27 protein-coding genes are annotated in these 22,558 nt (G+C 52.1%); 4 read left to right on the top strand and 23 right to left on the bottom strand.

Annotated elements, in window-relative coordinates; translation table 11 throughout:
- From FBY13_RS19775 to FBY13_RS19720, 13 genes are all read right to left on the bottom strand, one after another.
- Positions 1-351: a GPW/gp25 family protein gene (locus FBY13_RS19775; protein ID WP_063877293.1), complete on the bottom strand. Its 351-nt coding sequence runs from the start codon at positions 349-351 to the stop codon at positions 1-3.
- Complete coding sequence (locus tag FBY13_RS19770; RefSeq protein WP_145394947.1) at positions 348-932, bottom strand: phage baseplate assembly protein V; 585 nt, start codon at positions 930-932, stop codon at positions 348-350. The genes FBY13_RS19775 and FBY13_RS19770 overlap by 4 nt, the downstream gene beginning before the upstream one ends.
- A 92-nt stretch (positions 933-1,024) precedes the next feature.
- Positions 1,025-1,495, bottom strand: coding sequence for a phage tail protein (locus FBY13_RS19765; RefSeq protein ID WP_145394946.1), 471 nt, complete (start codon positions 1,493-1,495; stop codon positions 1,025-1,027).
- On the bottom strand, positions 1,425-1,700 hold the full coding sequence (gene lysC / locus FBY13_RS23595; protein ID WP_241568272.1) for an Rz1-like lysis system protein LysC: 276 nt from the start codon (positions 1,698-1,700) through the stop codon (positions 1,425-1,427). The genes FBY13_RS19765 and lysC overlap by 71 nt, the downstream gene beginning before the upstream one ends.
- Positions 1,582-2,016 carry an Rz-like lysis system protein LysB gene (gene lysB / locus FBY13_RS23790; RefSeq protein ID WP_145394945.1) on the bottom strand — a complete coding sequence of 145 codons (435 nt, stop codon included), beginning with the start codon at positions 2,014-2,016 and terminating at the stop codon, positions 1,582-1,584. The genes lysC and lysB overlap by 119 nt, the downstream gene beginning before the upstream one ends.
- Complete coding sequence (locus FBY13_RS19755) at positions 2,013-2,522, bottom strand: lysozyme (RefSeq protein WP_145394944.1); 510 nt, start codon at positions 2,520-2,522, stop codon at positions 2,013-2,015. The genes lysB and FBY13_RS19755 overlap by 4 nt, the downstream gene beginning before the upstream one ends.
- Positions 2,506-2,730 (bottom strand): HP1 family phage holin, encoded by a 225-nt coding sequence (locus FBY13_RS19750; protein WP_096011187.1) that lies wholly within the window; start codon positions 2,728-2,730, stop codon positions 2,506-2,508. Before FBY13_RS19750 ends, FBY13_RS19755 begins: the two co-directional genes overlap by 17 nt.
- Positions 2,731-2,735: 5 nt before the next feature.
- On the bottom strand, positions 2,736-2,939 hold the full coding sequence (locus FBY13_RS19745) for a tail protein X (RefSeq protein WP_063877299.1): 204 nt from the start codon (positions 2,937-2,939) through the stop codon (positions 2,736-2,738).
- 720 nt (positions 2,940-3,659) lie between these two features.
- On the bottom strand, positions 3,660-3,851 hold the full coding sequence (locus tag FBY13_RS19740; RefSeq protein ID WP_063881030.1) for a hypothetical protein: 192 nt from the start codon (positions 3,849-3,851) through the stop codon (positions 3,660-3,662).
- Between the two features lie 206 nt (positions 3,852-4,057).
- Positions 4,058-6,154 (bottom strand): replication endonuclease, encoded by a 2,097-nt coding sequence (locus tag FBY13_RS19735; protein WP_255474511.1) that lies wholly within the window; start codon positions 6,152-6,154, stop codon positions 4,058-4,060.
- Positions 6,151-6,378 carry a TraR/DksA family transcriptional regulator gene (locus tag FBY13_RS19730; RefSeq protein WP_096011190.1) on the bottom strand — a complete coding sequence of 76 codons (228 nt, stop codon included), beginning with the start codon at positions 6,376-6,378 and terminating at the stop codon, positions 6,151-6,153. Before FBY13_RS19730 ends, FBY13_RS19735 begins: the two co-directional genes overlap by 4 nt.
- Complete coding sequence (locus FBY13_RS19725; protein WP_063877303.1) at positions 6,378-6,596, bottom strand: DUF2732 family protein; 219 nt, start codon at positions 6,594-6,596, stop codon at positions 6,378-6,380. Before FBY13_RS19725 ends, FBY13_RS19730 begins: the two co-directional genes overlap by 1 nt.
- Before the next feature lie 68 nt (positions 6,597-6,664).
- On the bottom strand, positions 6,665-7,045 hold the full coding sequence (locus FBY13_RS19720) for a hypothetical protein (protein ID WP_145394943.1): 381 nt from the start codon (positions 7,043-7,045) through the stop codon (positions 6,665-6,667).
- A 426-nt stretch (positions 7,046-7,471) separates the two neighbouring features.
- Here FBY13_RS19720 and FBY13_RS19715 point away from each other — a divergent pair, with 426 nt between their 5' ends.
- Positions 7,472-8,056: a phage repressor protein CI gene (locus FBY13_RS19715; RefSeq protein WP_063881031.1), complete on the top strand. Its 585-nt coding sequence runs from the start codon at positions 7,472-7,474 to the stop codon at positions 8,054-8,056.
- Positions 8,057-8,281: 225 nt separating this feature from the next.
- On the opposite strand, the gene FBY13_RS19710 is transcribed toward FBY13_RS19715, so the two are convergent.
- From FBY13_RS19710 to FBY13_RS19685, 6 genes are all read right to left on the bottom strand, one after another.
- Positions 8,282-9,139 carry a ketose-bisphosphate aldolase gene (locus FBY13_RS19710; RefSeq protein ID WP_063877305.1) on the bottom strand — a complete coding sequence of 286 codons (858 nt, stop codon included), beginning with the start codon at positions 9,137-9,139 and terminating at the stop codon, positions 8,282-8,284.
- Positions 9,140-9,142: 3 nt separating this feature from the next.
- Positions 9,143-10,552, bottom strand: a complete 1,410-nt coding sequence (locus FBY13_RS19705; RefSeq protein ID WP_063877306.1) for a PTS fructose transporter subunit IIC — start codon at positions 10,550-10,552, stop codon at positions 9,143-9,145.
- A 21-nt stretch (positions 10,553-10,573) separates the two neighbouring features.
- Entirely contained in the window at positions 10,574-11,047 is a 474-nt protein-coding gene (locus FBY13_RS19700; RefSeq protein WP_145394942.1) for a PTS sugar transporter subunit IIA, read from the bottom strand.
- Positions 11,040-12,545 carry a transcription antiterminator gene (locus FBY13_RS19695; protein WP_253851870.1) on the bottom strand — a complete coding sequence of 502 codons (1,506 nt, stop codon included), beginning with the start codon at positions 12,543-12,545 and terminating at the stop codon, positions 11,040-11,042. Before FBY13_RS19695 ends, FBY13_RS19700 begins: the two co-directional genes overlap by 8 nt.
- Positions 12,546-12,748: 203 nt before the next feature.
- On the bottom strand, positions 12,749-14,227 hold the full coding sequence (locus FBY13_RS19690) for a SulP family inorganic anion transporter (protein ID WP_145394941.1): 1,479 nt from the start codon (positions 14,225-14,227) through the stop codon (positions 12,749-12,751).
- A 461-nt stretch (positions 14,228-14,688) separates the two neighbouring features.
- Positions 14,689-16,233 (bottom strand): methyl-accepting chemotaxis protein, encoded by a 1,545-nt coding sequence (locus tag FBY13_RS19685; protein ID WP_145394940.1) that lies wholly within the window; start codon positions 16,231-16,233, stop codon positions 14,689-14,691.
- A 1,010-nt stretch (positions 16,234-17,243) separates the two neighbouring features.
- Here FBY13_RS19685 and FBY13_RS19680 point away from each other — a divergent pair.
- The 3 genes from FBY13_RS19680 to FBY13_RS19670 all read left to right on the top strand — a co-directional run bounded on the left by FBY13_RS19680 (position 17,244) and on the right by FBY13_RS19670 (position 20,082).
- Complete coding sequence (locus tag FBY13_RS19680) at positions 17,244-19,172, top strand: methyl-accepting chemotaxis protein (RefSeq protein WP_145394939.1); 1,929 nt, start codon at positions 17,244-17,246, stop codon at positions 19,170-19,172.
- A 323-nt stretch (positions 19,173-19,495) separates the two neighbouring features.
- A complete protein-coding gene (locus FBY13_RS19675; RefSeq protein WP_063877312.1) occupies positions 19,496-19,756 on the top strand; it encodes a hypothetical protein in 261 nt (86 codons plus the stop codon).
- Positions 19,757-19,884: 128 nt separating this feature from the next.
- Positions 19,885-20,082, top strand: a complete 198-nt coding sequence (locus FBY13_RS19670) for a hypothetical protein (protein WP_109716871.1) — start codon at positions 19,885-19,887, stop codon at positions 20,080-20,082.
- Between the two features lie 106 nt (positions 20,083-20,188).
- Here FBY13_RS19670 and FBY13_RS19665 read toward each other — a convergent pair whose 3' ends face one another.
- From FBY13_RS19665 to FBY13_RS19650, 4 genes are all read right to left on the bottom strand, one after another.
- Positions 20,189-20,461 carry a biofilm development regulator YmgB/AriR family protein gene (locus FBY13_RS19665; RefSeq protein WP_063877314.1) on the bottom strand — a complete coding sequence of 91 codons (273 nt, stop codon included), beginning with the start codon at positions 20,459-20,461 and terminating at the stop codon, positions 20,189-20,191.
- Positions 20,462-20,611: 150 nt separating this feature from the next.
- Entirely contained in the window at positions 20,612-20,881 is a 270-nt protein-coding gene (locus FBY13_RS19660; protein WP_063877315.1) for a hypothetical protein, read from the bottom strand.
- A 142-nt stretch (positions 20,882-21,023) separates the two neighbouring features.
- On the bottom strand, positions 21,024-21,263 hold the full coding sequence (gene ycgZ, locus FBY13_RS19655; protein ID WP_063877316.1) for a regulatory protein YcgZ: 240 nt from the start codon (positions 21,261-21,263) through the stop codon (positions 21,024-21,026).
- Positions 21,264-21,520: 257 nt separating this feature from the next.
- A complete protein-coding gene (locus tag FBY13_RS19650) occupies positions 21,521-21,829 on the bottom strand; it encodes a hypothetical protein (RefSeq protein ID WP_063881032.1) in 309 nt (102 codons plus the stop codon).
- Positions 21,830-22,558 lie beyond the last annotated feature (729 nt).

Raw genomic sequence — 22,558 nt, 5'->3', positions numbered from 1 at the left:
TCAACTCACAGGGACGGTTAACGAAAAATCCTGCGCGGTGTCCGCACGGTTGCCGGTGATTTCCACCACCATCCCGCCGTCAAACGCAGATTCAAAATTAATGGCAGTCAGGCTGATGCGCGGCTCCCACTGCAGAATCGCCATATAACAGGCCGACATGATTTGCAGGCGCAGCCGGTCGTTCTGCGGCTGGTCGATCAGCGCCGACAGCAGTGAACCGTAGTTACGGCGCATCACCCGCGATCCCAGCGGCGTCGTCAGAATGTCACGCACAGACTGGCGGACATGTTCAAGTTCAACCAGCGTCATGCCCGTTTCGCGGCTCATGCCGGTGTAGCGTGCTGTCGTCATAATGGCGCTCCTGTGGTACCACCGCTGTCGCCCGGATGTTGATGCGTATGCAGCACTTTGCCGTTAGAGGCGAAGCTGCCGCCGCTGTGCGACACATCGCCCTTCATGGTGCCGCCCTGTGTGACTTCCAGCGTGGCGGTTTTAAGTAACGTGGTGCACTCCACCTCTGGCGTATCCAGCAGGATTTTGACGGCCGCTTTAATGGTCGCCGTCTGAATCCCTTCGGCTTTCAGGGCGCCGGTTGCAGGCTCATACTCAATGACCGCGCCATCGGGAAAGGAATAGTGCAGCGCATCTGCCGAGGCCGAGGGTGCCGGGCTGGCGTCAGAGAACACGCCGGGTAACACAAAGCCGCTGTTCAGCTCGCCACCCAGACTCATGATCAACACCTGCTCGCCCACCGAGGGTGCATTCCACGAACGGGTTCTTCCCGCCCGGGCACTCAGCCAGTGCAGCCAGTTGGTGGTGTTGTCTCCGGTTTTTACCCGGCAGGTTCCCTCCTCCAGATTGATGGCGGCGACGGTGCCAATGCGGACCATATTGCGCAGCAAGCGCTTGATTTCTAATATTTGCTCATTCATGGCGTTAGTTTCACGTTGCGAGAGAAAAGCAGCAATCGAATGCCGTTTGCTCAAAGATGACTAAACAGCGCGTCAGCTGATAACGGTTGGCGCTATGACGTCCATTCACTGACCAGCTTGCCTTTGATATAGAGCTGCCAGGGCCGCTCTACATTTTCTGGCAGCGCAGGTTCCGGCAAATGAGTGATGTGTAACGCGTCATTCTGCTGCTCAACCCAGACGCGTTCGGTCAGTTGCAGAGTGATATTCACCCTGTTACGCCCTTCTTCCATCGCATCGAGAGTGAAGGTAAAGCCGGTGCGACGTTTCTCATCAGAAACCATGATGTCGGGCTGATTTTCCCGAAGCCATGTCAGCAGCGGAACCATGATCAGATCGATATCATCGGCGTAGTGCGTAATGGTGACAGCCAGCTGGAAGTGGTATTCAAACGACAGCGAGCTGGCTAAGGTGGAAACCAGGTTTCCGGACTGAATCGCTATATTCAGGTTGTCAGGATTTTGCTGTAGCAGCGGAACGCTGTTTATCAGCACCTGGCGTAGTTGGGTCACTTTCAACATCATGCTGCTCCTGGCACGCTTTAATCATCTCTACCTGCAACCCGCATGATGCGAGCGCAGCCTCTAACTGGCGGTTATCCGCCGCCAAATCACCCTGCGTTTGCAGGTTGTTCTCCGGAATGGGGCAACTTGTCACGCGTGGACAACCAGTCCAGATAATCTCGGGCATTGCTGAAGGCGGGACGGCTGTGCAGCCGGATAACGTCAGCAGGCAAAGCAGCAGCGCTCCAGGCACGTAAAGCGGGATTGGCATCGGTTTCTCTTCTGATGGTTGTTTCTCGATGAAGCGCCTGCGCGCTGGCCTGGTTTTGTTGCAGACGCAACGCCGCCTCACGTTTTCGGGTGGCTTGCATATCTGCATTGAGCTGAGCCAGTGCGGTGTCCCGCCGGCTAATGTCGGCGGTTAACGTACTGACCCTGTGCTGTGCCTCATCCCGTTGATGAGTCATGACGCTGAGCCGCCAGCCCGTTAACACCAGGGCGCTAAGCAACAGAGCGATCACCGCTGCAACCAGTCGCATCATGCTGCTCCTTGTAAACACCAGGCCATTTCACGCTGGCGGCGGTTATTCAGGCCCGGGCTGTAAGTCCCTTTGACATATACCCACCGCTTAAGCTGCAGACAGGCGTCGTGCCAGCGCCCGCTGTTGATCAATCCCGCCAGCGTTGAGTTACAGGCCGCGCGGACGCCCACGTTAAAACCAAATGACACCACCGCGTCGTAGACCTGGGGCGGCATTTCACGCGTCATGCACTGGTCGATGCCGCGCTCAACGCGCATGACGTCATACACCAGATTCACTGCAGCCTGGCGCTCGTTCACCACGCTGGTCGGGGTAACGCCCTGCGTATGACCAATCCCGTTGGTCCAGACGCCAGCGCTGCATTGATAAGGCGAGGTGCGGCAGCCTTCTGCATCGGCAATCAGCCTCAGGCCAGCGTCAGAGGTTTTCAGCATCTTGATTTGCGGTACCAACGCGGCCATGGCCAGCACGGCCGCGACCGCACAACGCTTAGCGGTCTGGCTCAAAACTTAACCCCTTTAGGTTGCGCTGTTGTAGCTCGAAGGTTTTGCGACGGTAGTACCAGTTGATAAAAAACGTCGCGACATTGGTGCACATGGTCAAAACGGCGACGCCAGAGCCAACCATAAAGGCGATATCCTGCGGTGTGTGACGACCAAACCACATCAGGACAATCCCGATGAGGTAATTAATCAGAGAACTGATTTTTTCCATTGGCACTAATCCCACAGATTGAGGGTTTCACCGGTGGCCGCCTGAGGCAGCTCCGGTAACACCACCTTGCATCCGTGCGGTAACGTTGGGCCGTTTTCTGCCAGGCCGGGATTGGCGGCATAAACCTGTTCAACCGCCTGCTGCGTGCGTCCGTAGTAACGCCAGCAGATCTCATCGACGGTGTCTTCCTGTCGTGCGTAAATCAGCATTGATTGGCCCCTTATGAGCGTAAAAGCCGTGGTCGAATGGGTGATAAATCAAGCGCATCCGCTGTAGGCGGTGCCGGGCTTCAAAGGCCCGATCGGGTCTGCGAAAACCTGTCTTCAGCATTGAATCGTCAGGCCACAAAACGCCCGATAAATGCCACTACCGGATAACCCGAGCGGTGCCATAAACGTGGGGGATTTGCTCAGCGCGGCCTGTACGGTTTTTCACGCCTGCCGTCGCCGGCACTTGTCAGGAGTAGTGTGTGCTTCGGCAGACGCTTGCTCAACGCAAGGCCGTCCGCTCAAGGCTGGGTGGGCAGGACGTGGAGGGAATGGCTGGATAACCCAGCTGAAAGGCGGAAAAAGGCCGGGATGCGGTGAACACATGAGCGATGACCCGCAACGATCGAATGCGTTCAACAGGCAGAGGAAAGTCGCCGTGATAAAAGGCAGGGCAAATCGGTAACAAAAAAGCAGAGCGACAGGGAACTGGCGAACGCGAAGAAGGAGCGGCAGCAGTCAATGGATGAGGCAGCGCATAAAGGCAAACGGCCGGGCAAGATGGCTTTTCTGTGGGCGACAGTACCGGGTATGAAAAGGGCGTTGCACGGTGGAGCATTCCAGGCCGGCGTGGCGGTTGCCCGCGCCTGAACCCTCTCTTCCGTTGAGATGGCTCAGGCGACGGGCAACCCTGCTGATGTCACAGTGAAAACGTCGCCGTCATTATTTTTTTAAAGGCGTAGCCGAGAAGACAACAGAAAAGTGGTTATCGGAAAGGGTGTAGTTAGCAGCGATTTCGGCGATCAAATTTAACGCTATTTCCCTGTCTCGTTCCCGGCAGGCTCCTTCGCTGGTGAGCCTGGCGATAAGTTCAACGCGTTCAAGCATGACTCGCTCATGTAATTCATTTCCCACAATTCCCTCCCCCAAAATAAACACTGTACATACATACAGTAGCATAGCATTCATTAACTGTGGAAGCGTTTTAAGATAGTTCGTAAAAAATTATATCGTGTTGATAGGAATCAACTTTTATCCGACCACCTGGCAGACAGGTTGGTGCCTGCTCCTGCCAGAAGCGTAAGAAAAATCAATAGATTTTCTTCATTTACCCCGTAATTCTACGGAATTTTCACCCCTCTTTTTTCGTCAGGTCCCGGCTGAGGCAAGATCCTGCACAATGGCTGAACCGCCGGTAAAGCATCGCTTCCGTTACTGAGTAAACGCGTGCCGCTGACAGGTGCAGACGTGGACCGACAGCTTAGCCAGGGGTGCCCTCCTCCTTTTTTCTCTCCACGCCGGTCGTCTGTGCGCGGCGCCTCAGATAACGGGCGACGGAAGAAGAGGCGGTCTGCGGGGTCCGTACAGTTATTAACAGAACTCCAAGACAACAACGCGGAATGCGATTTTTCGCCGTCCTCTTCTTCAGCACGTTTGGGCACCAGCTTCCAGGTTTTCAGCCGGGTCAAAATGGGCGTTTCGACGCCGACAGCCGTGGCATACACGCCCTTAATTGACTGGGTTTCTTCACCAAAGGCATTGCAGATTTCGGCGGGCTGATACCAGGTGCGCACCGCAAGCGCATCGCGTTTCACAAAGGGACCGCCCTGTGCATGAATATATTCCGCCCATTGACCGGCGTCAGCCGCATCATGCACCGCCGCAAATTCCACGCTCAGGCCATGCGCGGTGTCACTGTCTGCCAGACGACGCAGCTCACGATAAACCGTTACGGGCGCGCCACCGATAAACTGAAACTGACGGATGTGCCAGCGCGCCGCCCATGCTGACACCGCCATCGCCGTCTCCTTCAGGGGTTTACCGCTCTCGTTATCCAGCTCGCCGTCCAGCGCATAGCCATCAATATTCTTGGAGACGTATTTGGCAACGTAACCGGTCGCGCTCCCTTTCGCCGGATCGATCGCCTCCACATGAAACCGGGCTTTGCGTGCCTTTGTGCTGGTCAGTTCATCGCTGTCCTGCTGGCAGGCGTAATGGCGCACGATCTCGTCTACGCGAGCGACGTGCTCAGGGCGCATAAACATCAGCATGTGCCAGTGAGGCGTGCCATCGTGATGCGGCTCCGCAACGCGCAACCCAAAAATACCGATATTTTCCCGGTGCAGTTTGGCGCGCACTTTCTGCCAGAGCGTGCAGAGATAGCGCTGTGTTTCTGCCGGGCTGGCCCCCTGCCATTTATGATTACGGTGGCCGCTCTGTAAGGTGGCGTGATAGCAAGACGGCGCGGTTAAGGTATAGAAGCCAGCCCGGAAGCCCATCTCCTGACAAATCGTTTCGAAGCCACGGATGCGCGTCATCAGTTCAGCACGGCGAATGGCCGGATTGGCGACGCTGCCGTCATATTTTTCGATCAGGCTGATGCGATTGCCCTCTTCATCTTCAAGATCCATCCCCTGAAGGAAATCACGCGTGCGCCGACGCTGCTCGCGCCATTCCGCCACCGCCATCGGACTGGCGTAAGGCGAGTGCTTTTTGTTGACGTTCGCCAGCGCGATATGCAGATGTTCACGCCAGAAGGCACTGATTCGACGCAGTTGCCCTTTCCACCATTTTTCCGCCTGCATACGCAGAATGGCCGAGGTCACGTCTTCAGGGCAGAATACGCGGGCACTGACGGTTTCCCACAACGGCGGCATCTGGCCTAGTTCACGGGTAATCACCGCCGCCGTCATATACAGACGGTGGGTATAACGGTAATCGGTTTCAGCGCTGGCCTGGGAATGCAGTTGCACCAGCTCGGCATGAATAAAACGGGCGATATCGCCCGCCAGCAAATCGGTGTCGGCACGGGACATATCCGGCAGGCGATTAAACCGTTTCATCAGCTCCCACAGCGTGCCCGCGGCTCTGGCGGCGCCTTGCTGGCAGGACAGGCTGCGGGCTAACTGGGCGACAACGCCCGGCCGCATATCAGGCAGTTGATAACGTCGGTTCACAGACTCAACGCGTGGCAATGTGCGCTCAACAAAGGTTTTTGCTAAGTAAGCATTGGCCCGGGCTGTGCCCTGCTGCTGTTCCAGACTGGCGAGACGGCGTTTGACGTCCAGTTGCACAATCCGGGCCTGGGCAGCAAGGCTTTTCTGACCCTGCAGCCACGCCGCTATCTGGCGATTGCGGTGCTGCTGCTGGTCATGGGTAGGATACGGGCTGGCGATTGCCAGCCGCGGGGCGTTCCATGGGTAAGCGAACGACATCATCGTGCATGCCCGAAATGAAGGCGCGTTCTTAACTCGCTGAGTTCCTGACAAGGCAGGCAGCGGGTTACGCCCTGGAGCGCGCGACGACGCGCTTCAGGAATCGGCGCATCGCACTCTTCACAGAACGAGGCACCGATCGCCACAGGACGTTGCGTAACCTGAGCAATATGCTCCGCCAGAATCTCTTCGCTGCGCTGCTGCGCAATATCAATCGCATCCGCCATCAGCGCATCTCACCTGATTCGTTTTCATAACGTTCAGCCTCAGATCGCAACAGCTCTGCGGCTTCAATGCCGTTTAACGTCTGCCGCGTAATATGCGATGCCATGGCGCTTAACCGCTTGGCCACCGCCAATGCACAGGCTTTACGCTCGTTATCGAGCAGTTTGTTCAGGGTAAAGTGGCTCACGTTGTTCATTGAATGTGTCTCGCTATTCATCATGTTTCTCTCCAGATTTTGGGCAAAGCGATGCCCGACGGGTTTACGTCATTGAGTGGTGGGTGATTTATTTATTCAGACAGAAAGCAGTCCGCCGTGGAGAACTGACGCGGCAACCTGTTTCCCCAGCGCGCCAGCTTGTTCATCGCAATAATGATGTGCTCACGGCGTGCCTGGTCGAAATACTGGAAGGGCTTGCCAATCTCCTCCCGCCTGAACATGCCCGGACAGTCGCGGTTAGCCAGGGTTAATACGCAAAATTTAAAGTCGTCATGTTGATGATTGAAATAACGAAGCGATGGGTTTCGGTTGTTATCGCGCAGCAACCGCCAGCGCTGACGGAACTCATCAAACGTCATTTTTTCGCCGTGACTGGAGTGTTCTGCTGTGAAAGCCTCCTGAGCATTCAGAGCGGCAGGTGACTCACTTATGACCTGGACGGTGCGGTTCATAGGCTCCTCCGATAAACGTTGCATCTGCTGTTGATGACAAATCAATGTCATCGCCGAGGTGACTGTCGCCTGTGATGGGCGGCGGCTTCGCGCCTGTCTCATCCATCACGTTTGTTAAGCATTAAGCGAAACGACAGCGTTCTGCTCACCGCGATTCATCCCGCTTCTTAAACTGCGCATTTCCGCTGCAACAGCGGCCTGAGCGCGGTTCTTCTGAGTAAAACGCCCTTTTACGCGGCATTCAGCCTGTCCTGACTGCGTTAACCCTGTGTCTCAGTGTGGCGATAAGGTTCTGGCATGATGATTGTAAAAATGAGCCTCATCAGGCAAAATCCTTCGTTATCAGATACAGCCGCACCCTGTCACATCATTCAAAGACTAACTTAAACCGGAGGATACTTAGACTAAATCTAAGTGTCAATGAAAATGAGCGTTTATACTAATTTCAAATTTCCGAACTCGAGCGCAGAAGCTCTGGATCGCGTCGTCGATGCCTATGGCTTTACCATGAAAATGCAGCTTGCAGATCACCTTGGAATTGCGGCAAGTAGCCTGTCTGCGCGCTATAAACGTGATGTTTTTCCGTCAGATATCGTTTTACAGTGCGTGATGGAAACCGGTGCAGATTTGCAGTGGCTGATTACGGGCAAAGGCTCAAAATTCTCGGAAAGCAAACCTGATACGCCGACGCTGGTTAGAAAAAAGCTAATCAGCGGAAAAATCGAGGAAGCGGGCTATGTGATGCTGGATAAAGCGTTATACGCACCGCTGAAGCAGGAGCCGCGTAATGCTTTTTTACTGTTAGCGGAAACCACCCAATACATCATTGATACCGATTTTGAAGATATGCATGACGGCGTCTGGTTGGTTGAAATTGAAGGGACCGCCAGCGTCAGGACGCTGACGCGCATTCCGGTCAGGAAAGTGCACGTCAGCGGGATAGGCGTGGCATTTGATTGCGGAATTGATGACATCAGGCTTATTGGGCGCGTCGTTCTGACGATTCAGTAAACCGGCTTATTGCGACCTGCAACGTCTTATCACTGTCAACGCGTTGCCGACAGAATGCGACACCACGCGGGCCGCCCGTCCATAAAAAACAGCTATCCGTTCACGGCTGCCAGAACGAACAGCCGCCCGCGCAGCGGCTGCTTGATCACCGCTTGCGTTTGCTGCGCCTGGGGCAATACAGGTGTTAACCACCGCGTGCGCATCCAGAGCGACAAGCGTTAACGGTTAATACAGCCCGGCTTTCCCCACAGAAGAGAAAAGCCGCATCTTGTGCTCCACCACGGCTTTGGCCGCCGCCATTGGACGGACGTACAGCGCGCTGGGCTCATGCCCGTTTGACTGCAACTCTTCCTGTAGCGCGACGTAAAACGCCTTTTTCATATCGCTGGAGATATTGATTTTCCCCACGCCATACTTAATCGACTCCGCGACCTCGCTGTCTTTGTTACCCGAGCCGCCGTGCAGGACCAGCGGAATCGTCAGCCGCTGCCTGATGGCTTTAAGACGGTCAATATCCAGTACCGGCTGTTTACCGACGGGATACAAACCATGTGAGGTGCCAATGGCCACGGCAAGCGTATCTACCCCGGTTTCTCTGGCAAACCGCTCCGCCTGGTCGGGATCGGTGTAAAGAATCTCACTGTGCCCCCCTTCCGCGCTCCCCTCTGCCACCCCAATCGTACCCAGCTCGGCTTCTACCGAGACGTTAACTTTGTGGGCAATGGCGGTGATATCACGCGTCAGGGCGATATTCTCTTCAAACGGCAGGCCGGAAGCATCGATCATCACCGAGGTATAGCCGGTGCGGATGGCGGTTAAGATATGCTCCAGCGTCTGGCCGTGATCCTGATGAATAACCACCGGTACAGAGGCGTTAACAGCCAGCTCTCTCAGATAGGTGATAAAACTGTCACCGACAAAAGCGTGCTCTTCGGGATGCACTTCCAGGATGACGGGAGATTGCAGGGATTCCGCCACCTCAATCACCAGCCGGGCAAACTCAGCGGAGGCGATGTTAAAGGCACCGACGCCAAATTGATTGTCCTGTGCCACCTTCAGTAACGCTTTCATATTAATCAACATAATTCACTCCTGCGGTAAATGTTGCGGATGATCTTTCTTAATCACTCTGAGGATCAGTGCGGTAAACAGCGCACCGGCGAGAATGGCAAACAGATAGCCTGTGACGTGCGTAATGACGTTGGGTATGAACATCACGAAGATCCCGCCGTGGGGCGCGCGGGAAGCACAACCGAGCATCATCGACAGTGCCCCGGCCAGTCCCGAGCCGGCAACGATGGCAGGAATAACGCGTAGCGGATCAGCGACCGCATACGGAATGGCACCTTCGGTGATAAAAGAGAGGCCGAGCACATAGGTCACCTTGCCGGTTTCGCGCTCCTGAGGGCTGAATTTCTTTTTAAATAGCGTGGTGGCAAGGGCAATGCCCAACGGAGGAACCATGCCTGCGGCCATACATGCCGCAATGGGCTCGTAGATTCCCGTCGACATCAAACCAATCGCGAACATACAGACGGTTTTGTTTAGCGGCCCGCCCATATCGAAAGCCACCATCATCCCGATAAGCAATCCGAAGATAGCCGCATTGGCATTTCCCATATCGGTCAGGAAGGCGGTCAGACTCTGCAACAGCAGCTTGATGGGTTGGCCGACCACCAGAATCATCAGCGCACCGGTCAGGAACACGCTCAACAGGGGCACAATCAGGATGGGTTTGAGTCCGGCAATGGCGGTGGGCAGGTTAATGTACTTCACCACCAACAGCGTGATATAGCCGGCCATAAAGCCCGCCAGTAACGCACCCAGAAAACCCGATCCGGTGTGAATGGCCAACATGCCGCCCACCGCGCCCGAAACAATGCCCATGTTGCCGCTAATCGACTTGCTGATACCCAATGAAAGAATCGGCAGCATTAACGCAAAGGCGGCACCACCGCCAATATCGGCCAGCATTTTTGCTATCGGGTTATAGCGGGGATCGCCAGGCGTTGCCGCGGTAATACCGAAAGAGAAACTCAGAGCAATTAAAATACCGCCCGCGACAACAAAAGGAATCATCAGGTTTACACCTGTGATCAGATGTACATAGATGCTCGACAGGGTCGTTTTTTTGTCTTTTTCCCTGCCCGGTGAGGTCGCGTCTTGTGGCGTGACAGTGCAGATTTCTCCGGTTAAGGCACCCGACAAAATATCGTCCAGCAACCCAGCGGCATCTCTGGCCGCGCGGGTAACCGATACGGTAATAATGCTTTTACCGATAAAGCGGGAGCGATCAATCATTTTATCCGCGGCAATAAGAACGATATCGGCACGTTTAATATCGTCTTCCGTAAAAATATAATCGCTCTCAACGGCACCCTGTGTTTCAACAAGGATCGTGATTCCTTTTTTCTCGGCGCTCTTTTTTAAATTGGCTTCCGCCAGATAGGTGTGTGCTACGCCTGTGGGACAGGCGGTAATCGCAATAATATTCATTATTTTCTCCCGGTGAAAGGCTTACCCCTGGGTGTTATTGACTAATAAATTAAACAACTCCTCTTTCGTTTCTGCGTTTAGTAATGCCTCGACGACATCATCATCGCCAAGCGCAATAGAAATTTTCGCCAGCAGTTTTATATGCCCGGCGCCGCTGTCCGCTTCTTTCACCGCAAACAGAATCACCAGCCTGACGGCTGAATCGTCCATGGTTTCCCACTCAACGGGAGAGGCCAGTTTGGCCACCGCTATTCGGGTTTCATTGACCCACGGTGATTTCCCATGCGGAATCGCGATTTGATTTTCGAATCCGGTGGAGCCTAATGCTTCACGTAGCATGACATCGTGAATAAAACCGTCTTTATTGCTGATAATATTTAATTCACACAGGCTTGCCGTTAATTTCTCAATAACCTCGTCTTTATTTTTGGCCTCAAGATTCATAAATACACAGGTCTGATTTAACAGATCGGCCACTACGATTTTATTATGCATCCGTTCCTCCGTTACCATGACTGTCTTTATTAAGGCACTCCATCACCCGTAAAATGTCTCTGTTTGAAAACAGGGCAGAAACATAGGCAACGGGATGTTCAGTCTCTTCAAGCCTGATGGTCGAAATAATTAAGTCGCACCTGGCTTTCTTAATCGCCTCATTCAGACGGGCACCCGGCACAATGTCGACGATCTCCCATTCCGGAAAGGCGCGGCTGATTCGGCTGGAAAGCAGCTGAGATGTGCCAATGCCACTGGAACACACCAGCATGACGCGTTTCGTCGCATGACACTTTTCTAACGCGTTCTGGATATAAATGGTCAGATAGGCAATCTCATCATCGGACGCCGTTGGCAGCCCCCACTGTTGATTAAGCTGGAATGCGGCCTGTTTGACGACGTTAAACACCGCGGCAAACTCTTTACGTATCTCATCCAGCAATGGGTTGTGAATAACAATGCGGTAGGCCAGACGATTAAGCATGGGCTTCACATGTGACACCAACGCATTAAGCAGCACGCTGTCGCTGCAAATATTCTTTTTTAATAAAGAAGACAGCCGCGTTGTTAAGGTAGTGGCGTAGTTCACGGCGTCGTCGTCATAGTGCGTTGAGGGTTGAAAACCGGCGCTAAACGGATGCCGACCAGACGAGATGAGATATTGATAAATGTAATGCACCTCTACTGGCGCGAAGGAGACCGCGTATTTTTCCTCAAGCCATCTGACCGCTTGCCGGGCGACTGACCATTCCTGATTGTTATAACCTGTCATGTCCGAATCCGTCGGCGTCGGTGGCGTGCCGTTAAGCGCCCTTTTTATCGTCACCAGCAGATGGGAAAACAGGTTGGTATAATAGGGTTCGCTGATTGAGCAGTGCAGCGCTTCTTCTATATAAGTGATGAGGTTAATACAGCAGGCCACATTGTCACTGCCAAATTCCTCCACCAGCTGAACACGCGAAAAACGATCGATGCGACTGTCGGCGACAGGGTAATCGCTCATCACGCTGAAGGTAATAATCTCTTTCAGCGCCAGACGAATATCCCGATCGCTGCCGGTAATACAGGTTCCGCTATGGCTTCGGGTAATGCTCAGTGAAAAGGGCGTTAACCAGACCTCAATTTTTCTTAAATCCGCCACGATGGAAGAGCGGCTGATAAAATATTTTTCCGCTAAGGCGCTCAGCGTTAGCGGTAATGGAGAACAGGTAAGCAGGTCTGTTGTGATGGCTACCAGCCTTTTATTCTTCAACAAACCTTTTACCTCTTCCCCATGCAGATCCACAGGTAGAGCAAAACCATTTTCCAGTAACAATCCCAGGCCGGGCTTACTGAGGATACGACTCTCCTTGTCGGTAAAATAGTGATTGACCGCATCCACGTCGCGCCGCAACGTACTGGCTGAAACGTTCAATGTCTGGGCAATATCCGTTGCCGAGCGCCATTCGCCCTGAGAAGCTAAAAGATTAATTAACGCCTTTTGTCTTTTGGTTAGCACGTTGACTCCCGGCTTCGCTAGATGGTCCAGATGCTCGGTCATTACCGTTATATCTGCCTTGTTCCGGTAGAGAAATACCAAACCCTGGCGTTGATATGACCATAATAGTGAACAGCATGCTGCTAACCCGGTTCCATTCATGCAACATAGCGCTTGCCGAGAAGCGTCAGGATGAGCGGGCCTGAGCATCAGGCCCGGAACGGTTAATGCCCGCCAAAGACTTTTTCAACTTCTTCGGGTTTATCGTGTACGCCAAAGCGATCGACAACGGTTTGTGTCGCAGCGTTCATGCCACGAATGTCTACATCTGCCCCAGCGCGGCAAAATTTAACCACCACGCGATCAAGCGCATTCACAGAGGTGATGTCCCAGAAATGAGCATGGGTGACGTCAATCACCACCTTTTCCAGCGTCTCCTGAACGTCAAAACAGCGGACAAAGCGGTCGGCGGAGGCGAAAAACACCTGCCCGGTGACGGTATAGTGACGGCACTCGCCTGTTCGCACTGAACTGACTGCCATAAAGCGCGCCACTTTGGTGGCAAAATTTAATGCCGCAATCAGCACGCCCACGATGACGCCAAATGCAAGATTGTGAGTAAAGACCACCACTAATACGGTGGCGATCATCACCACGCTGCTTGAGAGAGGATGGGTGCGCAAATTCGCCACCGACCGCCAGGAAAAGGTGCCGACAGAAACCATGATCATCACCGCAACCAGGGCCGCCATCGGGATCTGAGAGACCCACTGGCGCAGGAACACCACCATCACCAGCAACGTAATGCCGGCAGTCAGCGTGGAAAGCCTTCCGCGCCCGCCTGATTTTACATTGATCACCGACTGACCAATCATCGCGCAACCGGCCATCCCGCCCATAAAAGAGGTGCAAATGTTGGCAATCCCCTGCCCTTTGCATTCCCGGTTTTTGTCGCCCGTGGTGTCGGTCATGTCATCAATGATGGTCGCCGTCATCATCGACTCCAGTAATCCCACGATGGCAAGGCCTGCGGAGTACGGCAAAATAATCAGCAAGGTATTCAGGTTAAAAGGCACATCGGGCAGCAGAAAAACCGGCAGGCTGTCAGGCAGCTTGCCCATATCGCCTACAGTGCGGACATCCAGATGCAGCAGCAGAGAGGCCGCAGTCAGCATCACAATACAGATCAGCGGAGAAGGCAGGGTTTTATCGACCAGGGGATACAGATAAATAATCGCCAGGCCCGCAGCGGTGAGCGCATAAACATGCCAGCTTACATGGGTGAGTTCCGACAACTGGGCCAGAAAAATCAGAATGGCCAGCGCATTAACGAAGCCCGTTACCACCGAGCGCGACACATAGCGCATCAGGTTTCCGAGTTTACAATAACCCGCAATCACCTGAAGTACGCCGGTGAGCAACGACGCCGCCAGCAAATACGCCAGCCCATGCTCTTTAACCAGCGTAACCATAAGCAGCGCCATCGCACCGGTGGACGAAGAAATCATCGCCGGACGCCCGCCAAAAAAGGCGATAACCACCGGGATACAGAATGCGGAATAGAGGCCGACCTGGGGATCGACACCGGCGATGGCAGAAAAGGCGATCGCTTCAGGAATCAGCGCGAGCGCGACAACAATACCGGCCAGTACGTCACCACGGACGTTCCCCAGCCAGTCCTTTCTCGTCGAGGACAGCAACATAGTATTTTCTCAAATTTTGGATGCAGTTAACCCATAAGGGCAGATTTCAGACAGACAGAATCACATCCACAGACGGGATGTTAGTGATGCGCGTCCGGACAGGTTCAGGACGGCAAAGGAGGGGGAAAACTCAGGGTGGCGTAATACGCATAACGATTAAAAACTCCTTATCAGCATGGGCTGGCTGCAGCAAGGATCTGCAGTCACATTGCCATCAGTCATGTCAGGCAATGCCCCGTTCAGGGAGATACTCTACACAAAAAATCACCCGCACTGAAAGCCAAAATTTGCCTTAACGCCGGAAAAACACGGGTAAGCCGCAGGTAAAATTCCCGCTAAGCCGTTGTAAAAATAATGTTTATTAATGTTGAAAACAGTGCCTGCCACAGGGCCATTTTCATTGGCAAAGCAAGGCATGAGTGAGCGGTTAGTCTGAGGTGACAAACCGCTCTGACGCGCAGCTACACCCTGAAGGCTTCAACCATCCCACGTAACGAATGTGCCTGTTCAGACAGGGATTGCGAAGCAGATGAAGACTCTTCAACCAGCGCGGCGTTGTTCTGGGTGACGCCATCCATCTGACTGACGGCAATACTGACCTGAGAAATCCCCTGCATCTGCTCCGACGAGGCCATTGAAATCTCGTCCATTGCCCCCGCAAGCTCGTTCACCATGCCAACGACTTTTAATATGCTTTCTCCGGTGCCCGCCGCCACATGCACGCCGCTGTCCACCTGCTCTACGGCGCGTTCGATAAGTTCCTTGATCTCTTTTGCTGCGGTGGCACTGCGCTGCGCCAGTGTTCTGACCTCGCCCGCAACAACGGCAAACCCGCGCCCTTCTTCACCGGCACGGGCGGCTTCAACCGCTGCGTTTAACGCCAAAATATTGGTCTGAAACGCGATGCTTTCAATCACACCCGTGATGTCGCGAACTTTGGTCGCGCTGAGCGCGATTTCATTCATGGTGTGGGACATTAACTGCACTTCTGACTCACCGGTGCGGGCCAGCATCGCTGCATCTCTGGCCACGGTAGCGGTATGTTGAGCGCTGGCGGTGTTACTTTTCACCGTCGCGGTAAGCTGCTCCATACTGGCCGCCGTTTCCTGCAGGGCGGCGGCCTGCTGTTCGGTGCGTGATGACAGTTCAGTATTGCCCTGTGCAATTTCGTCGGAGGCGGATGCTACCGATCCCGCCGATTCTTTAATTTGCGTAACCAGGCTTCGCAGGCTGGTTTGCATGTTCGCCAGTGAGGCCAGCAGGCTGGTGGAATCATTATGGCGCAAGGTGACCGGGGCCGTGAGATCACCACTGGCAATGGCGGCAGACAGCGCCTGCGCCTGCGCGGGTTCGCCGCCCAACTGACGCATTAACACGCGAGTAATGATGAAGCCCGCCGCCACGGAAACCGCAACGGAAAGCGAGGCAAGGATCATTAAAATCAACGTTGCTTTGCGGACGTTCTGACTGGTGCTTTCCACCGACTGCTCACTGTCCTCCATTTGAATATTGGTCATCTCCTTTAACGCGTCCAGCAACTGGCCCTGCAACGGCCTGACGGTTTTAATGAGATAGGTTACCGATTCCTGCTGTTTGTTTTGCAACCCCAGCTGTCCCGCGTGCTCCAGGGCCGCCAGAACAGGGCCTTCGCTGCTCACGATTTTATCGAAGGCTTCTCTGGCCTGCGGGGTTGAATCTTTTGCGACCATGGCGGCAAGCCGCTCCCGGTTATCGATATAGCGGGCTTTTTGCGTAACGATGCGCTGCCATTCTTTTTGCATCTGATCGGCTTCGTTGAGTAGTGCAAGGTTACGCACAATCACCGCCATATCGCGTAACCCACCGTACATATCCATACCCAGACGGTATTTCTTCATTTTGACATTGACGGCATCATCCATGCCGTCACGGGCATTATTCAGGCCAGTGTAGGCCACCGATGTGCATATAATAAACAGCGTAATTAACAGCCCAAAGCTGATAGTCAGGCGCGTAGAGATTTTCATTTGGAGTCCCTGTTTATGGTGAAAAACAGGTATCGGTTAAATTAAAAAAAACCCCAGTAAAAAAAGCATTAATAATAATTATAGAATAACAACCCACTGATAATTATGATTTTTTCTTAATTTATAAAAAAGTTTGACGGATGTGATTTTATAAACTAATAAGATGTAATAAATAAACATATTTACAAACAACAAATTTATTAAAAATAGTTTACCCGCATGCTTTCAGTGCAGAAAAAATAATATCAAACTCATTTCTGCAGCATAATCGTTCGGTTTGCCGCGCTCATTACCGCGATTTGCACTGCCGGTGGCGTATGAACGGTCAGGTAGCACCTCAGCACCGCAGGATGTCGTACCAGCAAAAGAGGAAGATAAGCCCGCATCAGCACATGAAAACGGCAGGCTCTGTTGACCCCACGGCATCATCTTACCTGAGCGTTATGGCACAGGTTGTTATTGTTGGGTCGGCCCACAAGGTAAAGGGATCGCAGGGTACCAGCCGCGCGTCACGCCTCTCTTTTGACGGTAGAGAGACGAACGTAACGTGTTATCACTTTAATTTTTGCGTGGGCGCATGCTAGCATGCTTTATAAATATTACCTTGAAATACACGCTGTAATTAAACGCGCGCATTATCGGCGCGGCTTATTAAAACTTTAATATTTTTTATTTTTTAGATCGCCAAGCGTATTTATAAATCACCACCAACCCAATACCTATTTATGATTAGTAGAATAACGCTGATAAAAACCGTTAATTTGGCTTAACCCCATCCAAAAGAAAATATTGTGCATTTCGATCATGGAAAATAACACGACGCATTCTATAATACTCTTCACTATGGAAAGTAGAATCTCCCCCGCGTGTTTAAACAGGCACATTACGCCTGCTTTTTTAGACGCAAAGCCATGATAAATATGCATTCTTGTATCAGATTATAAAAAGACTAAAAAAATAATTTTTGATGATCTTCATCAAAAGACACCATTTCACCTGGAATTCAATAAATGAAAAATATTCTCGATAAAATCAGTCTACCGACAAAATTTCTGATACTGGGAATTTTTGCCTTGGTTTTATTTGCCTTACCAACCTATTTATTTATCCAGACGGGTAATCAGGCCATCGATGCTAAGAAACAAGAGCTGCAGGGCGTACCTGTCGAAAAAGAGATCCTGACTTTACTTAACCTGATTCAACGTCACCGCGCTGAAAGTGCTATTGCTATTTCACTGAATAAATATGATAACGCCCCACGCCTGGAACTTGCCGCTCAGATAGATGCGCAGACGGCAAAAATCGCCGCTGAGTTACATCAGTATGATACTCATGCCCAGCCGACCCAGCGTTTTGATGAGGTCAAAACAGCCTGGTCGCAGCTTCAGCAAGACGTGTCGTCTGGCAAACTGACACTCGCCACCAGTCTGTCACGCCATGCTCAGGTGATTCAGAACTTACTGGACACTAATCAAGATATTCTGGATCTGTATGGCCTTTCTTTAGATGCAGACCTGAATACTTATCAACTTATTATGAGTATATATGGCAGATTGCCTGAGTTAACCGAAACCCTCGGACGCATCAGGGCCGCGGGGACATCCGTGATTGCGGCGGGTGATAAAGCAGCAGAATCCGCACGCGGTGCTATGGAATACCAGATTGACGGTGGCAAAGCGGCGCTGGAAAAATTCAGCAACGTGTTGAATAAAGCGTTTGCCGTCGAGCCGGATTTAAAATCGGAATTCAGCCCAATCGCCGTTGATGCTTACCAGCGTTCAGCGAACGTCCTTAACATGGCCGATGGCGTATTTATTGCAAAAAATGTTCAAATTACCCCAGTAGAGTATGTAAAAGCGTTTACCCAGGCCATCAACACCTATAACGATCTTGGCGTTAAACTGAGCCTGCAACTGGGCAAAACACTTAACGACCAAATCGATCAGCGTCGTCAGTCACAATATATCTTGTTGGCCGCACTGCTGGCCGTTGCGTTACTGGCAATATTTGTGGCGGTGATGATTAGTCGTTCCGTTACCCGCCCGGTTAAAGAAGCCGTTTCGCTTGCCAGTAAAGTGGCGGCGGGTGATTTAACAACTGCGATAACCGTGTCGGGTAAAAATGAGATTGCTGAATTACTGAATGCGCTGGCACAAATGCAGCAGCGTCTTTCTCATCTGGTGTCGAATATCAAAAATAACGCGTCAACCATTGCACATTCCTCTGAAGAAATTGCGATGGGTAATAACGATCTTTCTTCCCGCACTGAAGAACAGGCGGCTTCACTGGCAGAAACGGCCGCCAGCATGGAACAGCTTTCTTCCATCATTAAGCAAAATGCGGATAACACGCGCTACGCGTCTGATATGGCGGTATCCGCAACCAGCGCTGCCCTGAAGAGCGGCGAAGCGATGACCTCGGTTATGGCGACAATGCAGAAAATTCGCAGCAGTTCAGGACAAATCGAAGAAATCACATCGGTGATCGACAGTATTGCCTTCCAGACAAATATCCTGGCGCTCAACGCGGCTGTTGAAGCCGCGCGCGCGGGCGAACTGGGCAAAGGTTTTGCCGTCGTCGCCGCTGAGGTGCGGGCGCTTGCACAGCGTTCTGCCAGCGCAGCGAAAGAGATTAAAGGCTTGATCGAGCAGTCCGTTGTGCAATCGAATGAAGGTTTAACGCTGGCGCAGGACGCAGGCAGCAAAGTGAAACAAAGTGTTGAGGCGATTGAACAAACCTCCCAGTTGATCCGCGATATTTCATCGTCTTCTGAAGAGCAAAGCAGCGGCGTGAGCCAGATTAATATTGCGGTCAATCAGATGGATCAGGTGACACAGCAAAACGCCGTTCTGGTTGAACAGTCAGCCTCTTCTGCGGATGAACTGGCAAAACGAGCCGGTGATTTGCGCGATATGGTGTCTGTATTCCGTACGGCTTAAAGGCGTCTCTCTGTACACTGCCGCCCGCGTTTTACCCACGCGCGGGCGATTTGCTTACCATTGCCCGGCAGAGTCCGGGCAAATTTTATCGACAGAAATACGCAAATCGCACAGATGATGAATTGAATGATAACCGAAAGAAACTTATTCTGTTGGCCGTAAAAAACACAAGACCAGTCAACGGTGAGCCTGCCGCGCATTAACATCAGGGGAACGGCGTCGTCACAGTCGGGTCGGTGGATTCTCATTTTGATGCTGAGCACCTATCCGCCGGGCTAACCTGTGCTAACCTTGCGGTCTCAGAATCGCCATTCGGGGAGAATATGAATAACGTTTTTGACGAAAAAATGACGGATATCATCATCGGTGAGATGGTGACGCAGCTACTGAATGAGGATGCGGCTATTTCGTGGAGCATTCTCCTTGAGAGGCTGCAGCAGTTTCTGGATACGGAGCAGGATGAAGTCAGGCTTCGTGCAGCCTTGCGGGCCATGGAGGAGATACGCGTAGAAATGTTTTCCCATCAGTCTGAAAACAACAGTTCCGTTGAAACCAACGTCACTCACCTTCATCACCTTCACTAAGTCTTGCGCGACGCGACGGATGCCCCTTTTAGCCGTCGTGCGTCGTGCGCCCGATCAGATGCCATTAACGTTACCAACATGATTACAGCGCTAACCCAGCAGCCCCTTCTCTGGCTGACAGAGGTCAGATGAGCGACGACACCGCATCTGAAGATATCTACACCGTTATTGGCAGGATAGTCGCCCGTCTGCTTAAACCGGATGGCGAAGTCCATCTGCAGGATATACTGCGTTCGCTGCACAACTTCAGTGAGCAAAGCACAGAGCACGATGAAAAGAGAGCGTGCCAGGAGGCGATTCGCTTGCTCTCAAAACAGCTTCACTGATTTTTAATTACTGCCCTTACCTACTGGGGATGCCGGGCAGTCACTGTCGCAAACCCGGCTCTCAACATCGCTGTTTCACGTAGGTCTTCCCTGCGGTGAAAGGCGTTTATGGCTGTTCGTCTGAAGGTGTCCGCCCTACCACGATCTCCAGACAGCTACGAAGCACATCCAGTTGTACAACGTCTTCTGTACACTCCAGTTCGGCGATTAAACTGATAATAATGGCTTTGCTGGTGACTTTTTGCCCGTGGATGACAATATTACGAATCACTGCATCCAGCACTGCACTTTCAGCCTGAAGTTTGTCGCCCGCACTGCGAAAGAGGCGCATAATTTCCACTTCAGTCGTGCTTTGCTGAATGTCGATGTTGTTCTGCATGATGAGTCTTCTTATCAGTCTCAGTTTAGGGTGAACACATCATAACCCTCGCCAGTTGGACGAAGTGGGGATGTGCTTGTCCTGAGTAGTCTTTATTGAAACTACTCTTGGGTAAGTAACAGGTTTTTTATGAGAAGGGATCAGCCATCATCAATGCTTGCGGCGACTGTCAGAAACGCTCTGACCAAATGCCAGAACGGCAGACTCCATCGGATCGCGCGCAGAAGCAAATTCACTTCGCACTTCAGCAAGCGCGACCTCAATCGCCTCGCGCCGTGCTGCATTTGCTTCATTTACCAGCATAGACTTCAGTCTGTTAGCGAGCGTGGCACCACTGATTTTGTCATTACTGTCCAGTAGCGCAGTCACCGCCTCGCCCATCACTATCTCGGTGAGTTTCTCAAGTTTATCTTTCTGCATACCCGCATCTCTGATGACATTGTGCCCTCTAAAAACGGGCAACCCAGCCTCAAACGCTCAGGCCTCTAATGACCTGCTTTTTTGGCCGTTCAGATTAATGCTGCGGGACGTTGTAATCGGTTAACGCAACGCGGCACTCATTTCAGCGGTCAAAAAGCATGCCGATAAGTTTTTGATAATGCTGCTCTTCCTGCGGGCCCGTCGACTGGCTGAGGCGACGGATAAGCGAGCTGCAGATGGCCTTACGATTCAGGCTCTTACCGGCGTGCAGTATTTCAAGAATAACCTGACCCAGTGTTTCTTTTTCAGAAGGCTGCGTGTCGTTGCCAAAATAACGGGCAATATCACGTACGGTGTTCGACGTAGTTTCGTTCTGACGCATGTTAAACCTCCAGATGTGAAAGTGAGTAAACTCTAACCAAGCCTTGGTCACTAAACTTATACAACATCTGGAAAATTGTACAGGAATTCCGGGTGCCCGCCGCACGCTGAATGGTGCAAAAAGTGCTATGCCATTTATAACAGTCACTTGCGTGAGTATCAGATCCTTAACTTTTTCGCCCCGCATCCATCCTGACGCCGATCTTGTACATGACGAGGTGAAATCGTTGCCCCTTTTGTACACCTTTGCTCACCACGTTATCTGTCTTCGTCTTCTTCAGGCCTGAGACGAATCACATTTTCATGCGGCTTACCGCTTTCGTCCTGGCTCGCGGCCATCAGCCAACGCAGTCCTGAATCTGAACGCACCTGCGACAGCCTGAACTGTTTCAGCCAGTGGCGGGCATCACAAATTTCCGCCAACCTACTGTCTCGGGTTTCCTCTTCCGCCATCTGGTTTAGTTCTGCGATAAGCGTATCGATACTTATTTCTCTGTCACCGAGAGCAAGGCTGACCACGGCTTCGCCAAGAATAAGATGACCTTTCTCATCGTCGTGAAATAACACGTTCTCCTCCTCACATAACAGATTAATTATGGCTATATCATTTATTTTAGTGGTGACATGACAGATGACAAAAATATTTCCTGACGGCCCCAGGATTATTCCATCCACCTGAATATCTTACCTTTGAGATGCATTTTTTAACTTTATGAAAAATAAAAAATTTATAGTTTTAAATTTTAATAAACATCACGAAATAGAATAATCTTAAACAGGATCTGGCCAGGGTTTACCGTGCCAGAGCCGATGCCAGAAGGCTTCGCAGGGTATCTGCTGTTCTGTCTTCGTCTGGGCAGGCTGACAATAAAAGTCGGTTCCGTATTGTAGCCCGCCCTGCTTTATTATTTTCGCCAGACAACCTCTCTGATACTGATATAAAACGCCAGATAACCCGAAAAATATAACCCTACAGAGTATGCGAGTTAGTGTTTCAACGGACAGAAGCACGATGAAAATCGCCAAAAATGCCTGGCCTGCTGACGGGCCTGTTTTTTTTAGCCTGTGAAGTGGCAGGAGAATTAAGGAGACACAACAGCTCGCCAGCCAGCCGATATATTCGCCATGTTAAGGCTGATGGCTTGCCTTGGTTTGGGATCGCCGTCGCCACGCCGCGCATCAAAAAAAGTAAGCCAGGCGGCTAATGCCGATCATTTAAGGATCGGTTGACCGATCCAGTGGCAGGTGTAAAAAGGGTTCATGTTCATCATGGACCCTTTTTTATGGAACTCTCAC

The sequence above is a fragment of the Pantoea sp. SJZ147 genome, assembly GCF_007828605.1.
Classification (GTDB): domain Bacteria; phylum Pseudomonadota; class Gammaproteobacteria; order Enterobacterales; family Enterobacteriaceae; genus Pantoea; species Pantoea allii.
This window is presented reverse-complemented; position numbering and strand designations above follow the sequence as displayed.